The following is a 15,793-nucleotide window of genomic DNA, read 5'->3' on the forward strand; positions in this document are numbered from 1 at the left end:
GAAGGGGGTGTGCTTCAGGTCGCTTCGGTGAGAGCGAGATATCCCTGCGCGGGGTTGGCCAAGAGCGTGAAATCTCCCGCGAAGATCTTCTCTCCCAGCTCCCAGGGCTGGTGATAGGCGAGCAGGGATTCCTCGACGTCGAGTACGGCCGGGGTTTCCAAGAAGAAGGGAAGTTCCGCCATCACATAGGCGGCGGCATGTTCGGCCTGCTCGGCGGTAATGGGCTCGACTATTCCGTATACGGTCCGCAGGCGCCCCAGAATGGCCTTCTCCGCCATCTCCAGGCAGGCCGAACGGAACAACGCATTAGTCTGGAAGGCGGCTTCGCTCTCCGCCTTGCACTTCCGGTAGGTGGAATGGTTGGTGAACTCGGATATCGAAACGACTCTGGTGTCCGCCTCGGTCAGGCCCAGCGCGCTGGAGGCGTCCTCGACGGAGCGCCGGTTCCGCTTGACTGCACGCCTCGCCTTGTAGCGGGCCTTGCCCTCCGGCGTACCCATGGCCTCCAGTTGCAGTGCGGACTCGTCGCCGGCCAGTAGCACATCGAAGCTGTCGAAACTGGTGGCTGCCCAGCGGATGAGCCGGGTGACGTACTCGTCCGAGAACCGGCTGTTGAACGGGCTTATGCCGATGAGGACGTGTTTTCTGCGCACGTATATCTCCGCGCAGTTTCCCGTGGCTGGTGTAGCGGCGAACTCGCACGCGCGCACGGGGGCTGATGTGGCTGTCATCTTTTGTTCTCCCACTCTGGAAGTGCGCCTGTTTCAGGCAGCACTGATCCACCGGGCGAGATCCGGTCTCGTCCTTCAAATAAAGGTTTCAGGTATTACCTAGGAATTGTCTCGCTGCGTGAAGAGTCCGCACTCGACGAAATGTCGGAAGATTTTCACGAAGACGGCGACCTCTTCGGGCGGCCACTCCGAGAGGTGCTCCCCGATCAGCTGTGCGAGGCGGTCGCGCATCGTCCGCACTGCCTCCTGCCCCTTCGGGGTGAGCATCAGCAGTGTGCCTCGGCTGTCGCGAGGATCCGGGGCTCGGGTGAGGAGGCCGGCGTTCTGGAGTGCGGTCGCCCGGCGGCTGACCACCGAACGGTCCAGTCCCACGTCTCCCGCCAGCTCGGCGGCGGTGCACCGGCCGCGACGGGCCAACCCGCTTATCACCGGGTAGGAGACCTCGTCGACCCCCTCTGCGACGTCCCGCGTCAGTTCGCCGTAGACCTGCACTCGCATCTCGCGCCGCAGAAGCACGCCGAGTGCTTCCGCCACATCCGCACCGAAGGTGTCGTATTCCACGCGATCAACGTAGCGTGCACGGTGCACGCGTGTCCAGTGCACGCATCTCGCGCGTCGCATGTGCTCACCGTTCAGGGCGGCATATGGGGGCTATGGACGTACGGAAGCGATCGCATACGGGAGGGTGGTGCCTGAGTTGATGTCTGGTTCGTCGTTGCGGTTGAGGCAACCGAGAACCTCAGTTGTTCAGCGAGGGCGGCGCTTGGCGAGGCGGCGAACGAGCAGGGGGACGACGGTTCCTGCCAGGAGGGCGGCGAGCGGTACGGCGACGTTTACCCAGGGGGCTCGGAGGGGTTTGTAGGTGGCGGTGCCGTCTTTGATCTCGATGTAGCCGCGGGGGCGGGCGCCGGCTCCGCCCCTCCGCCCCCTCCTTCGCCGGTGTTGCCGGCTCCGGCTTCGGGGCCCGTGCCCACGGCGAATCCGAAGGCGATTTCGGCGACTGGAATGACGGTGATCCTGCCGCTGGTGACCGGTTCGCCGAAGACGGCTGTCACCGAGGCCCGGCTACCGAGCTGTTCGGCCAGACGTTCCATCAGTGCTGCGGTCGTGTCGGCCTGCGGGACTCTGGTCCGGTGTGCCTGAGCTGGTCATCGGATACCTCCGGGGTGGCGGGTACGGCGGTACCGAGGATATGGGGGTGCCTGGCATGGGCCGCGTGCGGATCGGTTGCGTAGCAGGGAGGCGAGCACACGACGGCCGCCTCGAACCAGCCTCTTCAGGGAAGGGCAGTTGCTGGGCTCCTACGCGGCAGAAGTCATGGTGATGCTGCTGCGCTTCATGTTCACCGAGTGGCGCTATCAGGGCGGGGTGTCTGGTTCGTCGTTGCGATTGAGGCGAGCGGACTGACCGGGGGACTCGTCGAGGGGTTACGGTCGTGGCTGGGTGGAACAGTCCTGGATCGGTCTCGATCAGGACGCCGCGGCGGACCAGGCGCTTGAGCTTGGTGTGGAAGTTGTTGACCTTGTTCGGCACGATCTCCGGGTCCATCGCCTCGCAGACGTGCCGTGCCCGCAACGGACCGTCGGCCTCGGCGAACACCGCCAGAATCTGCCGGTAGGCCACGTTGTCCGGCACGGTGGTGGTCGGCGCGGGCGTCGGCGGGGACGCCTCGTCGGGCAGTTCCAGGAGCGTCCTGCGTGTGATCTTGATGTATTCGGTGGCCTGGTCGAGCTCGCTCAGCAGCGCGGTCAGTTCCGCGATCTTCTCGTGAGTGGCCCCGCTTGCTCGGCGCTCTGCTGTTCGCGGGCTTCCAGGCGGGCCAGCAGCGCGCCGAGGGTGTGCCGCGGGACCTCGCTCATGCGCCGCGCCAGGAGGTGGGGGTGCCGGTGAACCGACGGGCCCGTCACATCGCTTATGGGCCCAGTACACCCGTGATTCGGCGGTGACGGGACGGTGCTCTGACCGTGTCGGTCCCGGCGGCGACCTCGTCCAGCAGGGCGGTGCCGGGGGCGTTGTCGTGGCCGGAGGTGGCCAGTGCCACCACCGCGGTCACCAGGCCCAACACATCAACGGCCGGGCCACGCTTGCGGCCTGGCACTCTTCGCCGCGTCTCGTCCTGTCGTGTCCTCGGGCACCCCGGCGGCCGCGTGCAGGCTCTGGGTATCCAGCACCACCAGGCCGGGATCGGCGAGGCGGCCCTTGCTTTCGCGGACCTGCCAGCGCAGCAGGTCGTGGATGACCTGGTCGGTGCCGTCGTCGCGTCACTTGGCGAAGTCGTAGTACACCGGGCCGCGCGGAGGCAGGTCGTGCGGCAGATAGCCCCACGCGCGGCCGGTCCTTCTCAGCGCAGTTGCTCGGCCAGTCCGACGATGATGCCCTCCGGGCCGCGGAGGTAGCAGAGCAGATAGCGGTCCTCGAACCGTGCGATCTCGCCGACGAGTTCGGCGCCGTGAGGGCGCAGGCGGGCCACGGTGTCCTCGATGTCGTCGACCGCGAACATGACGCGGTGCGTGCCCACAATGTTGTGCGGCCGGTTGCGTGGCCCGGCGCTGATCGCCGCCGGGCTGCGGTACTTCGCCAGCTCGAGCCGGCTGTGACCGTCCGGGGTCCGGACCATCGCGATGTCACAGCGGACGCCTTCGAGTCCGGTGCACTGGTCGGCGACGCGGCCCTTGACCTCCGCCCTGCCCTCCAGCTCCATACCGAGTTCCACGAAGAACGCGATGGCGGCATCCATGTCCTCGACGACGATGCCGACGTTGTCCATCCGCTGAATCGCCATGCTGCTTTCTCCTTCTTCCTCGTGCGGCCGGTGGTGGCCGCTGATGTCCCTGGGACGGAGCCGGTGGCACGTTCTCGACATTCGCAGGCCGCCGAACTCCGAAAAATCTGGATCGCGCCTCAGCACCGCTACAGCAGCCCCGCGAGCCAGGCGCCACCGCCGAGGGTGAGTGCGGCGCAGGTGGCCGCTCTCATGAAGACGATCAGCCGCAGCGTGCCGTCCCCGCTCTCGGCCGATCAGGTGACCAAGCCTCGGCGGGCTCTTGTACGTATGTCCCTCATCCTGGACTGCGTGCTGTTTCCTCTCAGCGCGACACGGTTGGGGTGGGAGCTTCGTTGCGACGGGCTTGCCCGTGCCCTTCACGAGCAGGGGCTCCGACCACGAACAGCCTCGGTCAGGTCATGGTGCTCGTTGCCTTCGATCGGCGGAGTGAGGGGGTTCGTTCACAGACGCCTTTCAGGGTGAGAACCCGCCCGCCGGGCCAGCACGACGCCGAAGCTCGGTACGGGTTCCACTCGTTCGAGCGTCAGGACTCCGCGAACCCGCGGGCTTCGGCATGGGACATCCTTGTCCACCCCGGCCACGGCGACATCCGAGCCCGTCCCTGCGACGTACGCCGCGCTGCTCCTGGTCCTGTTCCAGAAGCACGACGTTCAGCCGCCGATCCAGGCCGTTCCCATGACGGACGGATGTACCTGCTGGCCACCCGGCCGGTGCGGCCGTCCAGCTTGCCGTTGAGCACATGGACCCGCATCCATCCGGCCTTCTTGGCCTTGCACTTCACCTCAACGCCGGTGCCCGTGGCCAGAAGGCCGAGTGCGGGGTGGCTCGTACCCGGGCCGGACCGGATCTTGACGTTGGCGGCTGGGTAGGTCCATCAGTACCCCTTGGCGTACGACATCCCGCAGGAAGAGGTACCGACGATGGCCACCTTCGCCGGGGCTGTCTCAGCCGACAGGACGAGTGCCGGAACCGTCATCGCGGCCGTGAGGGCCGGCATCATCGCTTTGCGGATGATCAGCTCAACTGCTCCGGCGGCACGCAAGGTCACGTCATCGAGCACGGATCACCCGGACGGACAGAGTGTCCTCGCTGATGCACGGGAAAGGGCCTCTCCGTCGAGCGGCGGGGCCACCTTCTGTGGTCAGCCACAAGATCAGGCACACCTCGAGACCGTGGTACATCGCGCCTTCTTTACCTGTTGTCAGCCTTCTTGCCCCAGGAAGTAGAGCTGCAGGCAGATGCCCCCTGTGGAGGCAACAGCTCAAAGTGCCTGCCGCCGCCTGACCCAACGGTTACTCAACGAGTTCCGCAAGATGCGCAGCCTCGAAGATGAAGTCTGTGATGTAGAGGTGGTAGCGGAGTTTGCCGTGGTAGGCGGCGATCCGTTCGGCCGCGAGCAAGGCGACTTGCTGAGCGTGGCCGAAGCGGATGACCGGCCCGTGTGGCGTCAGATGGACGAGTGCGTAGAGCGCGATGGCGTCGAGGTTCTCAGCGAGGCTGTCCAAGCCCTGCGCGCGTTCGGGCAGGGCACCGAACATCCCCTCGCTAGTCGTTGTACCTTTTACCTGGACAAAGAGCCGTGTGGAACCCTTTTTCGCGAGAAGGTCAGCGAACCGAAAGTTCTTCGCCAGCTCGTTGAGGTTGATCACTTCCCAGCCCGCAGCAGTGAGAGCGGCCTCCGCTGCCGCTTCAGCTTGCTCGCCCACGCGCATCTTCTCGGCGGCCGATTGCATCAGCTCCCCCTCCGTCAGAGCAGTCGCTCGCCGCTCTGTGCCCGCCAGTGTGGACTGGGACACTGACAGAGAGGGCTGCCCTGTGTTCGAGGCATGGGGATGATGCGGGCGGCAGGCTCGCGGTCGGTGTGGGCGGCGTTCTCCAGGGAGAGGGATTGGTGGACGGCACCGCTCGCTGCCCAGGTCGCGGTGCATTTCGCAGCCAGCGGTCCGCCGCGAAGTGGACGCACCAGAGCGGGGGAGGCCTACACCACCGCCGTGCCCGGGCTGGTGGTTGAGGTCCTCGCCGGGACGACCCGCCACGATGAGAACTTCGGGCATCCTTCAACTGGGACGCCCTGACTGAGCCTTGCGGACTGCCGGAGCGGTTCGGCCGGAACGCGGAAGCCCGGCGGGATGCCATCCAGACACGAGGCGTCTCCGAGGTCGTCGACAGCTACGACGTTCTGGTTGTGCACGTGGACAATCGACGGCCTCCCGGTCAAGGTTCTGGGGCGGCTGCGCTCGGACCGGGTGATGCGCAAGCCCGTCCCGGTGCCGTGGATCCCGCCGCCCCAGGGCGGACGCCCGCCCAAGCACGGCAAGGAGTTCCCGCCTCGCCAAGCCCGACACCCGGAGCGAGCACGACGCGGCAACGGCCCAAGCCACCGACCGGTACGGCACCACGCAGGCCATGACCTGGGACCGCATCCCCCCGCCTCACCACCCGCAGCGCGTGGATCGGCCACGACGGTGAACTCCTCTTCATCGAGGACACGTTGATCCGCCTGAACGTAGACCACTTCCCGGGCGCCGCCCGGACGGGTTCGTCACTTCTCCCCGCCCGGGCGCCTGGCGCGTACGGGCCCGGTCAGGGGCGCTGGCCTGCCGGGTTCTGATGGGATTCCGGGTCGCGTCTACCGTTCGCGCGCGTGCGGGGTGGAGGCGGAACAGGTAGGCGGTGGCCGGGTGGGTGTAGGCGGTGCCTCTGCCGGTGGTGTGGAGTTGTTCGCGGCGGTGGTGTGGAGTTGTTCGCGGGTGGGGTGGGGTGGGCGTCTGGGCTGCAGGTAGCGGTCGAGGTCGTCGGTGGTGAGGTGGTAGCGACCGGAGCGGTGGTGGAGGACGGCGGCGAGCCGGTAGCGGGGGTCGAGGTGGGTGAGGCCGGCGTCGGCGTGGCTGTGTTGGCCAGGAGCCAGCCTCCCGGGAGCAGGCAGCGGGCGGCGTGTTCGGAGACGGGGCCCGCGTACAGGGAGATCACCAGATCCCACTCGGCCGCGGGTAGTTCCGCGAGGGTGTGGGTGTAGTCGCCGGGTACGAATGCGATGTGGGGCACAACGTGGCAGCCCACCGCGTCAGCCTGATGGTCATCCACTCCGGCGCGCGCCGGAAGTGGGCGCCGACGGCGGGGGCCAGGCTACCGAGACCGGTCGGCTCATCGGCGGCATCGGCGGCAATCGGCCGACAGTCCTTTGACGAGCTGCGCCAAGTGCTCAGCGTGCTGCGGGTCGATGAGAGCGAGGAGGCCGCTCCGCGCGCCGCAGCGACCATGGACGATCCGTCCGAGCTCGTTGAGCAGCCGAGACGAGCACGGGTCGCAAGCGACTGGTGTACGGAGGCGATCTGGCGACGGATCTGTCAGGGGTGGGCAGTGGTGGTCGCTGCACGGTGGGAGGCGACCGTCGCCGTGTCTCTGGCCGCGGTCCGCCAGTGGGCCGAACGCCGTGTGTCGCGGTAGCCGTTGTCAGGCTTTGGGTTGTTGTTGGGTGGCGCAGTGGATGCCGCCGCCGCCTTCGGCGATGGTGTGGATCTCCAGCTGGACGACCTCGTGATCGGGGTAGAGGTCGCCGATGATCGCGGCGGCCTGTCGGTCGGCTCTGCGGTCGCCGAAGCGGGGGATGAGGACGGCGCCGTTGGCGATGTAGAAGTTGGCGTAGGAGCCGAGGAAGTCCTCGCCGCGGCGGCCGAGCCTGGCGGGGTCGGGCTCGGGGAGGTCGATGATCTCGAACTTCCCGCCCCGGGCGTCGGTCGTGTTCTCCAGGGCGCCACGGGCCTGATCGTAGGCGCGGGTCCACACATCGGGTCCGTCGCCGTCCCAGGTGCGGCTGAGCAGGACGACGTTGTTCTCGCCGCAGCGGGCCAGGGAGTCGACGTGGTAGTCGGTGATGTCCTGCCCCTTGACGCCCTTGAACCAGATCACCTTCTCCGCACCGACCAGCTGCTTGAGGTGGTTCTCGATCTCGTCGCGGCTCAGGTCGGGGTTGCGGTTGGGGTTGACCAGGGAGCTCTCGGTGACCAGGAGCGTGCCGTGCCCGTCCACCTCCAGTGAGCCGCCCTCTCCCACCAGGGGCGCGTCGATGCGGGGGACGCCCGCGTACTTAAGGACGGCGCGGGCGACCTTCGCGTCGTGTTCGTGTTCCTGTTTGCCGCCCCAGCCGTTGAAGTGCAGGTCGATGCCCTGAAGGCCCTTGGGGCCCTGGACGAAGGTCGGGCCGCTGTCGCGCATCCACAGATCGTCGGTGGGCACGGCGATCACGTCGACTCCGGAGCCGCAGGCCCGGCGGGCGGCCTTGGCCTCCTCTGGGGCGGCCAGCATGACCACCGGCTCGAACTCGGCCAGTGCCCGGGCGATGCCCGCGATGTCGCCCTGGACGTCTTTCGCCATGTCCTCCCACACCGAGTCCAGTGGCGGCCAGGACATGAACGTACGGACGTGTTCGCGGGTCTCCGCGGGCATGAACAGCCCGGCCTGCTTCTGACGGGGCAACCTCGGCTCCTTGGCCCCGGATGGCTCACTGCCGGCCTGCTTCTCCTGTCCGGAGGCGCAGGCTGCCAGACCAGTGGCGGCCAGTGCGGCAGCCGTGCCGCCCCTCAGCACACTGCGGCGGTTCGGTCTCCTCATGACACGGATCCCATTCCTCGACGGAGACGATTCCTGACTGAAATTTCAGTCAGGGTGGGAAGGTAACATCACCTCCGTCACCACTTCGAATGCTTCGAGGGAGCCGAACTCGTGTCCGCCCGCCGCACCGCCATCCTGGAAGCCGCTGCCCGCGTCATCGCGCAACGTGGCATCAGGGGCCTGCGAGTCGAGGAACTGGCCGAGGAGGCCGGCGTGTCGACCTCGCTGATCTACTACCACTTCCGCGACCGGGCCGGACTCCTCGCCCGCACACTCGACTTCATCAACACCCGCGCCGAGCACTACACCCACCCCACCGCCGACCCCGACGCCGACCCTCGTGGCCACCTGGAAGAAATGCTGCTCCTCGAACTCCAGGACACCCCCGCCGTCGTCGAGAACAGCACCGCCTGGGGCGAACTGCGCTCCACCGCCGTCTTCCAGCCCGAACTGCGCGACCAGCTCCGCACCACCACCGGCAGCTGGAACGACTACACCAGCGACCTCATCCACCGCGCCCAGCAGACCGGCCGCGCAGCACCTGATATCTCACCGGACGACGCCGCGGACCGGCTCACCGCCCTCGTCGAAGGACTCAGCAAACGCTGGCTCAGCGACACCCTCACCCTCGAACGCGCCCGCCACCTCCTACGCGGCGCCATCACCGCAGAACTCGGCCCGTGACCCGGCCACCGGCACCGCTACTTGGCCGCCCTCAACCGAGACCTTGGAAACCCCACATCCCCCGCCCCACAAGCCCTCGCGTCCGCCCGGCAACTGCGCTGCCCCATGTGCGCTGAAGACACCGTCGGCGCCCAGGACATGGGCGGGGAGCACAGCCGTGCGCCGTGGAGTCCGAGCGCGCGTTCACACCGTAGAGGGACCTGGTATGTGTGCCGCTGGATGGACGGCGGGGCTGGTCGGCTGCGCCCGGAGCCCGTCGGCAAGGGGGAGGGGGCAGGGCGCAGCGGGATCAGGACCGGCAGGATGGCGGCGGTGGTGCTCGCGCCGAGGACGAGGAGGAAGGTCGGCACGCAGCAGGCGAATCCCAGGAGGAAGTCCGCAGGCTCCCAGCGTTCCCCGACCTGCTGGATGACGCGGGCGGTGCCGAGATGGTCGTCCCAGCGGGCCCGAACCCGCGTGCCGGGAGGTCGACCTGGACGGTCCTGGCCGTGCGGACAAGACAGGTAGTCGATGAACTCGACTTGGATCTGGCCGAGTTCACGAGTGATGTCTTCAAGTACCTAGTCCCAGAGGGGCAGCGTGGCCATGGTCGGCAGTACCTGCGCAGCCTGATGCTCGGCGGCAGGCGCAAGTCGGTGGAGCACTTGGCCGAAGCGGCTGGGGACGTTCCGTCGGTATCTGGGGCATTACATCGGGCAGTCGCCGTGGGACTGTCGCGAGGTGATGCGCCGGGTCGCGTCCCGGGCACACCGTGTGCTGCAACGGTCAGCCTGGCTCATCGATGACCACGCTCGTCCGCTACGGGCATCACACCGCCGGCGCGCACTTTCAGCACTGCCGCGAGCGCGGCCAGCACCTGTGCCAGTAGGCGTCGCGGTGCACGCCGTCTCGGCGCGCGGTTCCTTGCCCCTGTACTGGCGGCTGTTCCTGCCCAAGGTCTGAGCCGGGGACCGCGACCGTTGCACCAGCGCCGGGGTACCCGAGGCACCGCACCGGGCAGACCTTTGCCCTGGACCTGATCGACGAACTCACCGCCTGGAGAATGCCCCAACCGCTGGTGATCGCCGACAGCGATGACGGCGACAACGTCGCCTTCCGCACGGGCCTGGGCTCCCGGGAGATCTCCCGGCTGGTGGCGGTCACCGGGGACACGATCGTGCTGCCGGTCCTGGCCGAACACCGCTACCGGGCCCGGCGTTTCGTCTACCGGCCCAAGACCGCGCATCACTGAGCCCGGTCCGGATGATTCGCCGCGATCCCCGTACACATCGCGGGCATCGTCGAGTGCGCTCACATCGCCGAGTGCACCCATGACTGGCTCGGGCGGTTCGAGCTGGGCTCTGTCACGGATCTTGTGGAGCGGTCGCGGAGGGTTACTGCGGCGTTCGATTATGGTCGTCTGCGGTTCCGTGAGACCGCGTGCGCCGTGGCTCTGAACCGTAGTTACTGACGCTCCATCACGTTGGGGTGGAGCTCCGCGTTCCGGGGTGGCGGCCGGTGACGGTGCCGGTCATGGAGACCGGCACACCGTTGTGGAAGACGCTCGTGTTCGACGGCATCGAAGACGTGGACGTCGACAAGGTGACCGCTGCCTTCGGGACGATCGACATCGTGGCCAGCGGACGTGCCGCCGGGGCGGCCTGCCCGGACTGCGGCTGCAACTCGGAGTGCGTGCACGGTTCCTACCAGCGCAGACTGCGCCCGGCTCGGCCACCTCTTGGACGCCATCGGGCTCGCGCTGGCCGGACGGGCCGACGCACGGATGGCGGCCCAACTCGGCCTCGGTGCCGGGCGGATGACGCTCCTGCGTCGGGTCATGGCCTTGCCGGACCCGCAGTTCAGCACGCCACGGGTGATCGGCGTCGACGATTTCGCGACCCGCCACGGTCATTCGTACGCCACTGTGATCACAGACGGCGAACGCCACCACCCCATCGACGTCCTGCCCGGCCGCGAAGCAGCACCGCTGGTGGCCTGGCTGAAGACGCACCCGGGAGCAGAAGTGATCACTCGGGACCGCGCGGGGGCGTATGCCGAGGCTGCCGCGCTCGGCGCACCTGACGCACTGCAGGTCGCGGACCGGTTTCACATTCTCCAGAACCTCAACCAGGCCGTCGAGAAGTGCGTCGCGGCGCATCGTGACTGCCTGCGCACCATCGTTCCGCCAGCGGACGATCAAGCCATCGTCGCGCCGTCCGCGGAGAGCCAGACCGAGGCCGATCCGTCCGTCGTCCCGGTGCTCACCGGCTGACGGGCCGAGCGGATGCGAGCCCATCACGCCCTGGTCCACGGCCTGTTGAGCGAGGGCATGGGGTTGCGGGCCATCGCCCGGCACCTCGGCTGGGGACGGCACACCGTGCAGCGATACGCGCGGACTGCTCGCTGGCAGGACATGGTCACCGGACACCGAACCCGCCCCAGTCGGCTCGACATACACCAGCCCTACCTGCAACGACGCATCGACGAGACCGACGGCGCGATCACCACCACACAACTGCGCGAAGAACTTGCGGCCTGCGGCCACCGGGTGCCCTACAGCAGCCTGCGCGACTGGACCCGCAGTCGCCTGACGTGGCCTGACGCCCCCGCTCCGGCCGCCGCGGCGCCGTCGGTACGGACCGTCGTCGGCTGGATCACCCGGCATCCCGACACCCTCGCCGAAGACGACACCACCCAGCTCAAAGCAGTCCTCGACACCTGCCCCGAGCTGCATCAAACCCACGAACTCGTACGTGACTTCGCCCAGATGCTCGCCCACCGCACTGGTGCCGCCCTGCCGGACTGGATCAGCACGGCCCGCACCGCGCAGCTGCCCGGCATCACCAGCTTCGCCCACGGACTCACCGCCGACCTGGAAGCGGTGATCGCCGGACTCACCGTGCACTGGAGCTCTGGCGGCACCGAGGGCGCCGTAAATAGGGTGAAAAAGATCAAAAGGCAGCTGTACGGGCGGGCCGGATTCGAACTACTCCGCAAGCTGATACTGCTTCAGTAACCCTCCGCGACCGCTCCAGAAGATCTGTGACAGAGCCCAGATCGAACCGCCCGAGCCAGGCCCGGCGTCCAGCACGTCCCACACGATCTCTTCCGCCTGCTCGGGCAGAGCGGCGGGCACCTTCGCGGCCGGTGGTGACAGCCGGATCGCGTACGAGCCGGTCAGATCCTCATCCGGCCGAGGGCGAGCAGATAGGGGGCGTCCAGGACGAGGGTGCCGTCCGAGGTCTGGTTGTGGGTCTCGAACAGCGCGGCGAGATCGGCGCGGGCCTGTTCCCAGCGTCCCGTGGCCGCCAGGGTGGCGCGGTGCGCGCGCAGGGGGCCCGGCTTGTTCTCGAAGACGGCGACGGCGTGGGCCACAGACGGGTAGGCGATGCGGACGTGGGCGATGCGGGTGCGCAGGGTCACCGGGAGCGGCGCGAACCATGCGTGTACGTGTCCGGGGTCTCCCCAGCGGGTCGGGGACGGCCCGGTCGGCGGGTGGTCGAGGTGCCGGGTGACTGTCGGGGCGATGCGGCCCAGTACCCCGTCCGGGGTCCAGGAGGCGACGGCGATCAGCCCTCCGGGGCTGCAGACCCGGGCCAGTTCGGCGGCGGCCCGGTCCGGGCTGGGCGCGAACATCACGCCGAAGGTCGACAGGACGGCGTCGAAGGAATCCGCCGGGAACGGCAGGGCCAGCGCGTCCCCCGCGACGAACCACGCCGCCGCCGCGCGTCCGGCGTGCCGTGCCCGGTGCGCAGGGCGCGCACGCCGCGCGGCGATCCGCAGGAGGTCCGGCTCCCGGTCCAGGCCGACCACCCTGGCACCCGCCGCGGCGGCGGCCAGTGCGGCGGGTCCGGTGCCGGTTCCCACGTCGAGCACGCGCGGCGCGGGTGTGTCCGCGGTGCGGCCCGGCACATGCCCCAGCTCGGCCAGGGCCAGTGCGGCCACCTCGTTCGCGGCATGGGCCCAGGCGTCACCCGCGGCAGCGTAGTCACCACCGAGCCAGGCGCCGCCGGTCGTGCTGCTCACTCCTGACCCCAGCCGCCGGGACGGTGGAGCGTGACCCCGTGCTCGGCCAGTGCCTCCGGGAGCCCGGCCAGCATCGGGAGCTGTTCGATGTGGTGCACCCCGGGTGGCGGGGCGCCAGTGAGCAACTCCCGCGCGACATACGCCGCCGCCAGTCCGGTGACGCGGCTCTGGGCGTGCCCCGTCAGCGCGTACGCCGCGTGCCGGTCGCCGCGCCAGGCGTCGGCCCGCACCGCGAAGCCGTCGCCGCCGATGTGCACCCGGCGGAAGGCCTCGATCAGCATCCGTCGCGCGACCGGTCGGCGGACGGCCCGGAGCAGCCCGGCACGCCGCAGAGCGAACAGCGCCGCGGTCAGCGGCCGGGAGTCCAGACACAGCCGGGTGGTCGCCTCGGGGACGCCGAGGGTACGGCGCAGGGTGTGCTGGTCGGAGAACGGGAACGGGTGGACGGTCCTGGCACCGTAACCGGGCAGGACCGTCCGCAGCGGGCGGGCGGTGAGGGGCTCGGCGAGCCCCTGGACGGTCCAGCGCACCGCGTCGCCGCCGTGCCGTTCGCCGGAGCCGAGGAACACGGCGAGGTCGAGGCGTTCGGCGCCGCCGACGGCGTCGTGCGCACGGCGTGCGAGCAGGTTCGTCAGGCCCGGTGCGACGCCGACGCTGAGCACCGCCGTGGCTCCCGCGGCGGCCGCCACATCGTGCAGCTCCGCCACGCCGTCGAGCAGCCGCCGGGTGGCGCCGATGTCGACCAGGTGGATGCCGCGCTCCAGGCACGCACGTGCGAGGCCCGTGTCCGAGGGCTCGACACACAACACCACCGCGGTCACATCCCCCAGCCGGTCCAGCACCTGGCGGAAGCCGTCCGGGTCGGCCACGTCGACGCGTACGCCCCCGTCCTGGCGGGCCCGGGCCGCGCTGCGCCCGGCGGGCAGGACACGGTTGGGCAGCCATCCGGCGAGCGTGGACGTCACGGTCGTGCCCACGGCTCCGTAGCCGCCGACAACCAGTACCCGCCCGTCCCGGGCTCCAGGTTTCGCTGTAGTCATACTCCAATGGAATAGCACTGTAGTGTCACTACAGTCAAAGTTTCGTGCGAACCCCTGGAGAAGTCCGTGGCCCTGACCCGCGCGGAGAAAGCCCGTCACACCCGGCAGCGCATGCTCGATGCCGCGGCCCGGCTCTTCGTCGAGCGCGGCTGGGCCGGAACCACCGTCGAGGACATCGCCCGCGCCGCCGAAGTCGGTGTGCAGACCGTGTACTTCACCTTCGGCAACAAGCGCGCGCTGCTCAAGGAACTGCTGGACACCGTGATCGCCGGTGACTCGGACCCGGTCGCGACACTCGACCGCCCCTGGGCCCGCGAGGTCATCGACGAGCCGGACTGCGCCGCCCAGCTCGCCCACCAGGCCGCAGGCGCCCGTGCCATCCTGCGGCGTGCCGCTCCGGTCCTGGAGGTCGTACGGGGTGCGGCCGCCGCGGACCCGGAACTCGCCACGCTGTGGCGGACCAACCAGGAGCAGCGGCACACCGTGCAACTGCGCTTCGCGCAGGCGCTGGTGGCCAAGGCCGGCGGCACGCTGCGCGACGGTCACGATGCGGCGTCGGCCGCGGACATCGCGCTGACCGTCCTCGGTCCCGAGACCTACGGCCTGCTGGTTTACGCCCGCGGCTGGACCCCCACCCGCTGGGAACACTGGGCGGCGGACACCCTCGTACGCCAACTGCTCCCGTGACCCTCCGGGGAGGGAACCGGAGTGCTTCGCCGGGGCTCAGGGGGCTCAGAGCCTGTCTTTGAACCCCCGCCTGCGCCCCGACGCCGCACGCCGAGAGCACGCACCGAACGCCGCTGCGCCCGCCCTTCGCGCGGACGACGGGGGTCAGAAGACAGGCTCTCAGGGCACGGGCAGGCCGGAGTTGGCCGGGCCTGGAGGAGGGCGAGTGGTTCGGTGGCGCTGTGGTTGGTGATGGGTACGCCGGCCGTGGCTGCGTTCTCGGAGACGAAGTGTTCGTCCTGGGTGGGGTGTTCGTAGCGGATCAGGGTGGGAGCGGTGACGGGGTGGGTGCCGAACCGGCCGCGTCCCTGGACGGCGATGGCGCCGTATGCGGCTTGGTCGGTGAGGGCGGCGGTGACAGTGGGCGCGATGGTGACCTCTTTGGCCGAGAAGCGCGTACTGCTGTCGGCGATCCAGCGCTCGGACAGCCCGTCGTGCCGGGGTGGGGTGATCGGGAGAGGCGGGTTGTGGAGGGTGCGCTGGGTGGCGGGGTCGGTGTTGGCCTGCCAGTCCAGCATGTCGACGATGTACTGGTGGTTTCCGCGGTGTTCGGCGGGGACGTCCTTCCAGCGCAGGTCGTCGAGTACGGGCTGGTCGTCGGCGAAGCTCTCGCACATGGCGTAGGTGTCGGAGGCCTGCCCGACTTCATAGGTGCACCGGCTGCCTGCGGCGTGCGGAACGCCGGGTGGGATGTTCCAGCCGGGACCCGGGCGTACCCGGAATGCCTGGGAGAGTTCGGTGTTGTGATTGTCGCCGGAGAAGTCGGCGATGCAGGCGAGGAACTCCTCAGGTGTGGCGTCGGGGCGCAGGCCCAGGAACATGATGGGCCGTTTCCCAATGTGCGGGTTGAGTTCCGGCGGGAAGGAGAGCTCCGGCTCCGCCTCGCTGCCCGATGGCCGCCGCGTGGGTGTCGGTCAGGTGGATGTGGAACGGCAGAGCCCCTTGGTAGTCGGAGAACTTCGCGGCGACCGGCCAGGCGTGGCCGGTCGCCGCGAGGCGGGGGCTGGTGAGCTCGGCGCGAGCGCACGCCAGTCCTGGTCGATGACCAGTTGCTGCCTCCGCACGTCCTGGCCAGGGTGATCAACGTGTGGGGCGACATCGCAGCCGCACCGGTCCGCGGCCGCCTGCCTGCCATCCCTCACCACAGCCCCGGTGACCGGTCTCGCCTCGCCCGTTCCTGGCGCCGACTCGAGCACCGACCTGCCGCCGGA

Annotated in this window: 15 protein-coding genes and 3 pseudogenes; 7 read left to right on the plus strand and 11 right to left on the minus strand. The window is 69.1% G+C overall.

Annotated elements, in window-relative coordinates; translation table 11 throughout:
• Window positions 1-14: 14 nt before the first annotated feature.
• The 7 genes and pseudogenes from U9R90_RS18785 to U9R90_RS18815 all read right to left on the minus strand — a co-directional run bounded on the left by U9R90_RS18785 (window position 15) and on the right by U9R90_RS18815 (window position 5,249).
• On the minus strand, window positions 15-731 hold the full coding sequence (locus tag U9R90_RS18785; protein ID WP_411057811.1) for a tRNA-dependent cyclodipeptide synthase: 717 nt from the start codon (window positions 729-731) through the stop codon (window positions 15-17).
• Window positions 732-830: 99 nt separating this feature from the next.
• A complete protein-coding gene (locus U9R90_RS18790; protein ID WP_411057812.1) occupies window positions 831-1,292 on the minus strand; it encodes a MarR family winged helix-turn-helix transcriptional regulator in 462 nt (153 codons plus the stop codon).
• 1,417 nt (window positions 1,293-2,709) lie between these two features.
• A pseudogene (locus U9R90_RS18795) lies at window positions 2,710-3,070 on the minus strand (IS5/IS1182 family transposase); the annotation flags it as partial.
• 2 nt (window positions 3,071-3,072) lie between these two features.
• Window positions 3,073-3,513, minus strand: coding sequence for a VOC family protein (locus tag U9R90_RS18800; protein WP_411057813.1), 441 nt, complete (start codon window positions 3,511-3,513; stop codon window positions 3,073-3,075).
• 526 nt (window positions 3,514-4,039) lie between these two features.
• Window positions 4,040-4,363: an SH3 domain-containing protein gene (locus tag U9R90_RS18805; RefSeq protein ID WP_411059732.1), complete on the minus strand. Its 324-nt coding sequence runs from the start codon at window positions 4,361-4,363 to the stop codon at window positions 4,040-4,042.
• A gap of 27 nt (window positions 4,364-4,390) precedes the next feature.
• Window positions 4,391-4,564: a hypothetical protein gene (locus tag U9R90_RS18810; RefSeq protein ID WP_411057814.1), complete on the minus strand. Its 174-nt coding sequence runs from the start codon at window positions 4,562-4,564 to the stop codon at window positions 4,391-4,393.
• Between the two features lie 244 nt (window positions 4,565-4,808).
• A complete protein-coding gene (locus U9R90_RS18815; protein ID WP_411057815.1) occupies window positions 4,809-5,249 on the minus strand; it encodes a hypothetical protein in 441 nt (146 codons plus the stop codon).
• A 459-nt stretch (window positions 5,250-5,708) separates the two neighbouring features.
• Between U9R90_RS18815 and U9R90_RS18820 the strand changes: the two are divergent.
• Window positions 5,709-6,040: pseudogene (locus tag U9R90_RS18820) on the plus strand (transposase); the annotation flags it as partial.
• 929 nt (window positions 6,041-6,969) lie between these two features.
• On the opposite strand, the gene U9R90_RS18825 reads toward U9R90_RS18820, so the two are convergent.
• Complete coding sequence (locus U9R90_RS18825; protein WP_411057816.1) at window positions 6,970-7,992, minus strand: agmatine deiminase family protein; 1,023 nt, start codon at window positions 7,990-7,992, stop codon at window positions 6,970-6,972.
• A gap of 246 nt (window positions 7,993-8,238) precedes the next feature.
• Between U9R90_RS18825 and U9R90_RS18830 the strand changes: the two genes are divergently transcribed.
• From U9R90_RS18830 to U9R90_RS18850, 5 genes and pseudogenes are all read left to right on the plus strand, one after another.
• Window positions 8,239-8,811 carry a TetR/AcrR family transcriptional regulator gene (locus tag U9R90_RS18830; protein ID WP_411057817.1) on the plus strand — a complete coding sequence of 191 codons (573 nt, stop codon included), beginning with the start codon at window positions 8,239-8,241 and terminating at the stop codon, window positions 8,809-8,811.
• 657 nt (window positions 8,812-9,468) lie between these two features.
• Window positions 9,469-9,753 (plus strand): transposase, encoded by a 285-nt coding sequence (locus U9R90_RS18835; protein WP_411059733.1) that lies wholly within the window; start codon window positions 9,469-9,471, stop codon window positions 9,751-9,753.
• A gap of 52 nt (window positions 9,754-9,805) precedes the next feature.
• Window positions 9,806-10,042: pseudogene (locus U9R90_RS18840) on the plus strand (transposase); the annotation flags it as partial.
• Between the two features lie 486 nt (window positions 10,043-10,528).
• Window positions 10,529-11,062, plus strand: a complete 534-nt coding sequence (locus U9R90_RS18845) for an ISL3 family transposase (RefSeq protein ID WP_411057818.1) — start codon at window positions 10,529-10,531, stop codon at window positions 11,060-11,062.
• Window positions 11,063-11,074: 12 nt separating this feature from the next.
• Window positions 11,075-11,806 (plus strand): transposase, encoded by a 732-nt coding sequence (locus U9R90_RS18850; protein ID WP_411057819.1) that lies wholly within the window; start codon window positions 11,075-11,077, stop codon window positions 11,804-11,806.
• 161 nt (window positions 11,807-11,967) lie between these two features.
• Here the strand turns inward: U9R90_RS18850 and U9R90_RS18855 are convergent, their stop codons facing one another.
• Complete coding sequence (locus U9R90_RS18855) at window positions 11,968-12,816, minus strand: class I SAM-dependent methyltransferase (RefSeq protein ID WP_411057820.1); 849 nt, start codon at window positions 12,814-12,816, stop codon at window positions 11,968-11,970.
• Window positions 12,813-13,856: a saccharopine dehydrogenase NADP-binding domain-containing protein gene (locus U9R90_RS18860; RefSeq protein WP_411057821.1), complete on the minus strand. Its 1,044-nt coding sequence runs from the start codon at window positions 13,854-13,856 to the stop codon at window positions 12,813-12,815. The genes U9R90_RS18855 and U9R90_RS18860 overlap by 4 nt, the downstream gene beginning before the upstream one ends.
• A 66-nt stretch (window positions 13,857-13,922) precedes the next feature.
• Here U9R90_RS18860 and U9R90_RS18865 point away from each other — a divergent pair, with 66 nt between their 5' ends.
• Entirely contained in the window at window positions 13,923-14,543 is a 621-nt protein-coding gene (locus U9R90_RS18865) for a TetR/AcrR family transcriptional regulator (RefSeq protein ID WP_411057822.1), read from the plus strand.
• On the opposite strand, the gene U9R90_RS18870 is transcribed toward U9R90_RS18865, so the two are convergent.
• On the minus strand, window positions 14,468-15,403 hold the full coding sequence (locus tag U9R90_RS18870; RefSeq protein ID WP_411057823.1) for a hypothetical protein: 936 nt from the start codon (window positions 15,401-15,403) through the stop codon (window positions 14,468-14,470). The genes U9R90_RS18865 and U9R90_RS18870 overlap by 76 nt on opposite strands.
• Window positions 15,404-15,793 lie beyond the last annotated feature (390 nt).

Origin of the sequence: Streptomyces sp. E11-3 (genome assembly GCF_046540415.1) — a bacterium.
Taxonomy (GTDB): domain Bacteria; phylum Actinomycetota; class Actinomycetes; order Streptomycetales; family Streptomycetaceae; genus Streptomyces.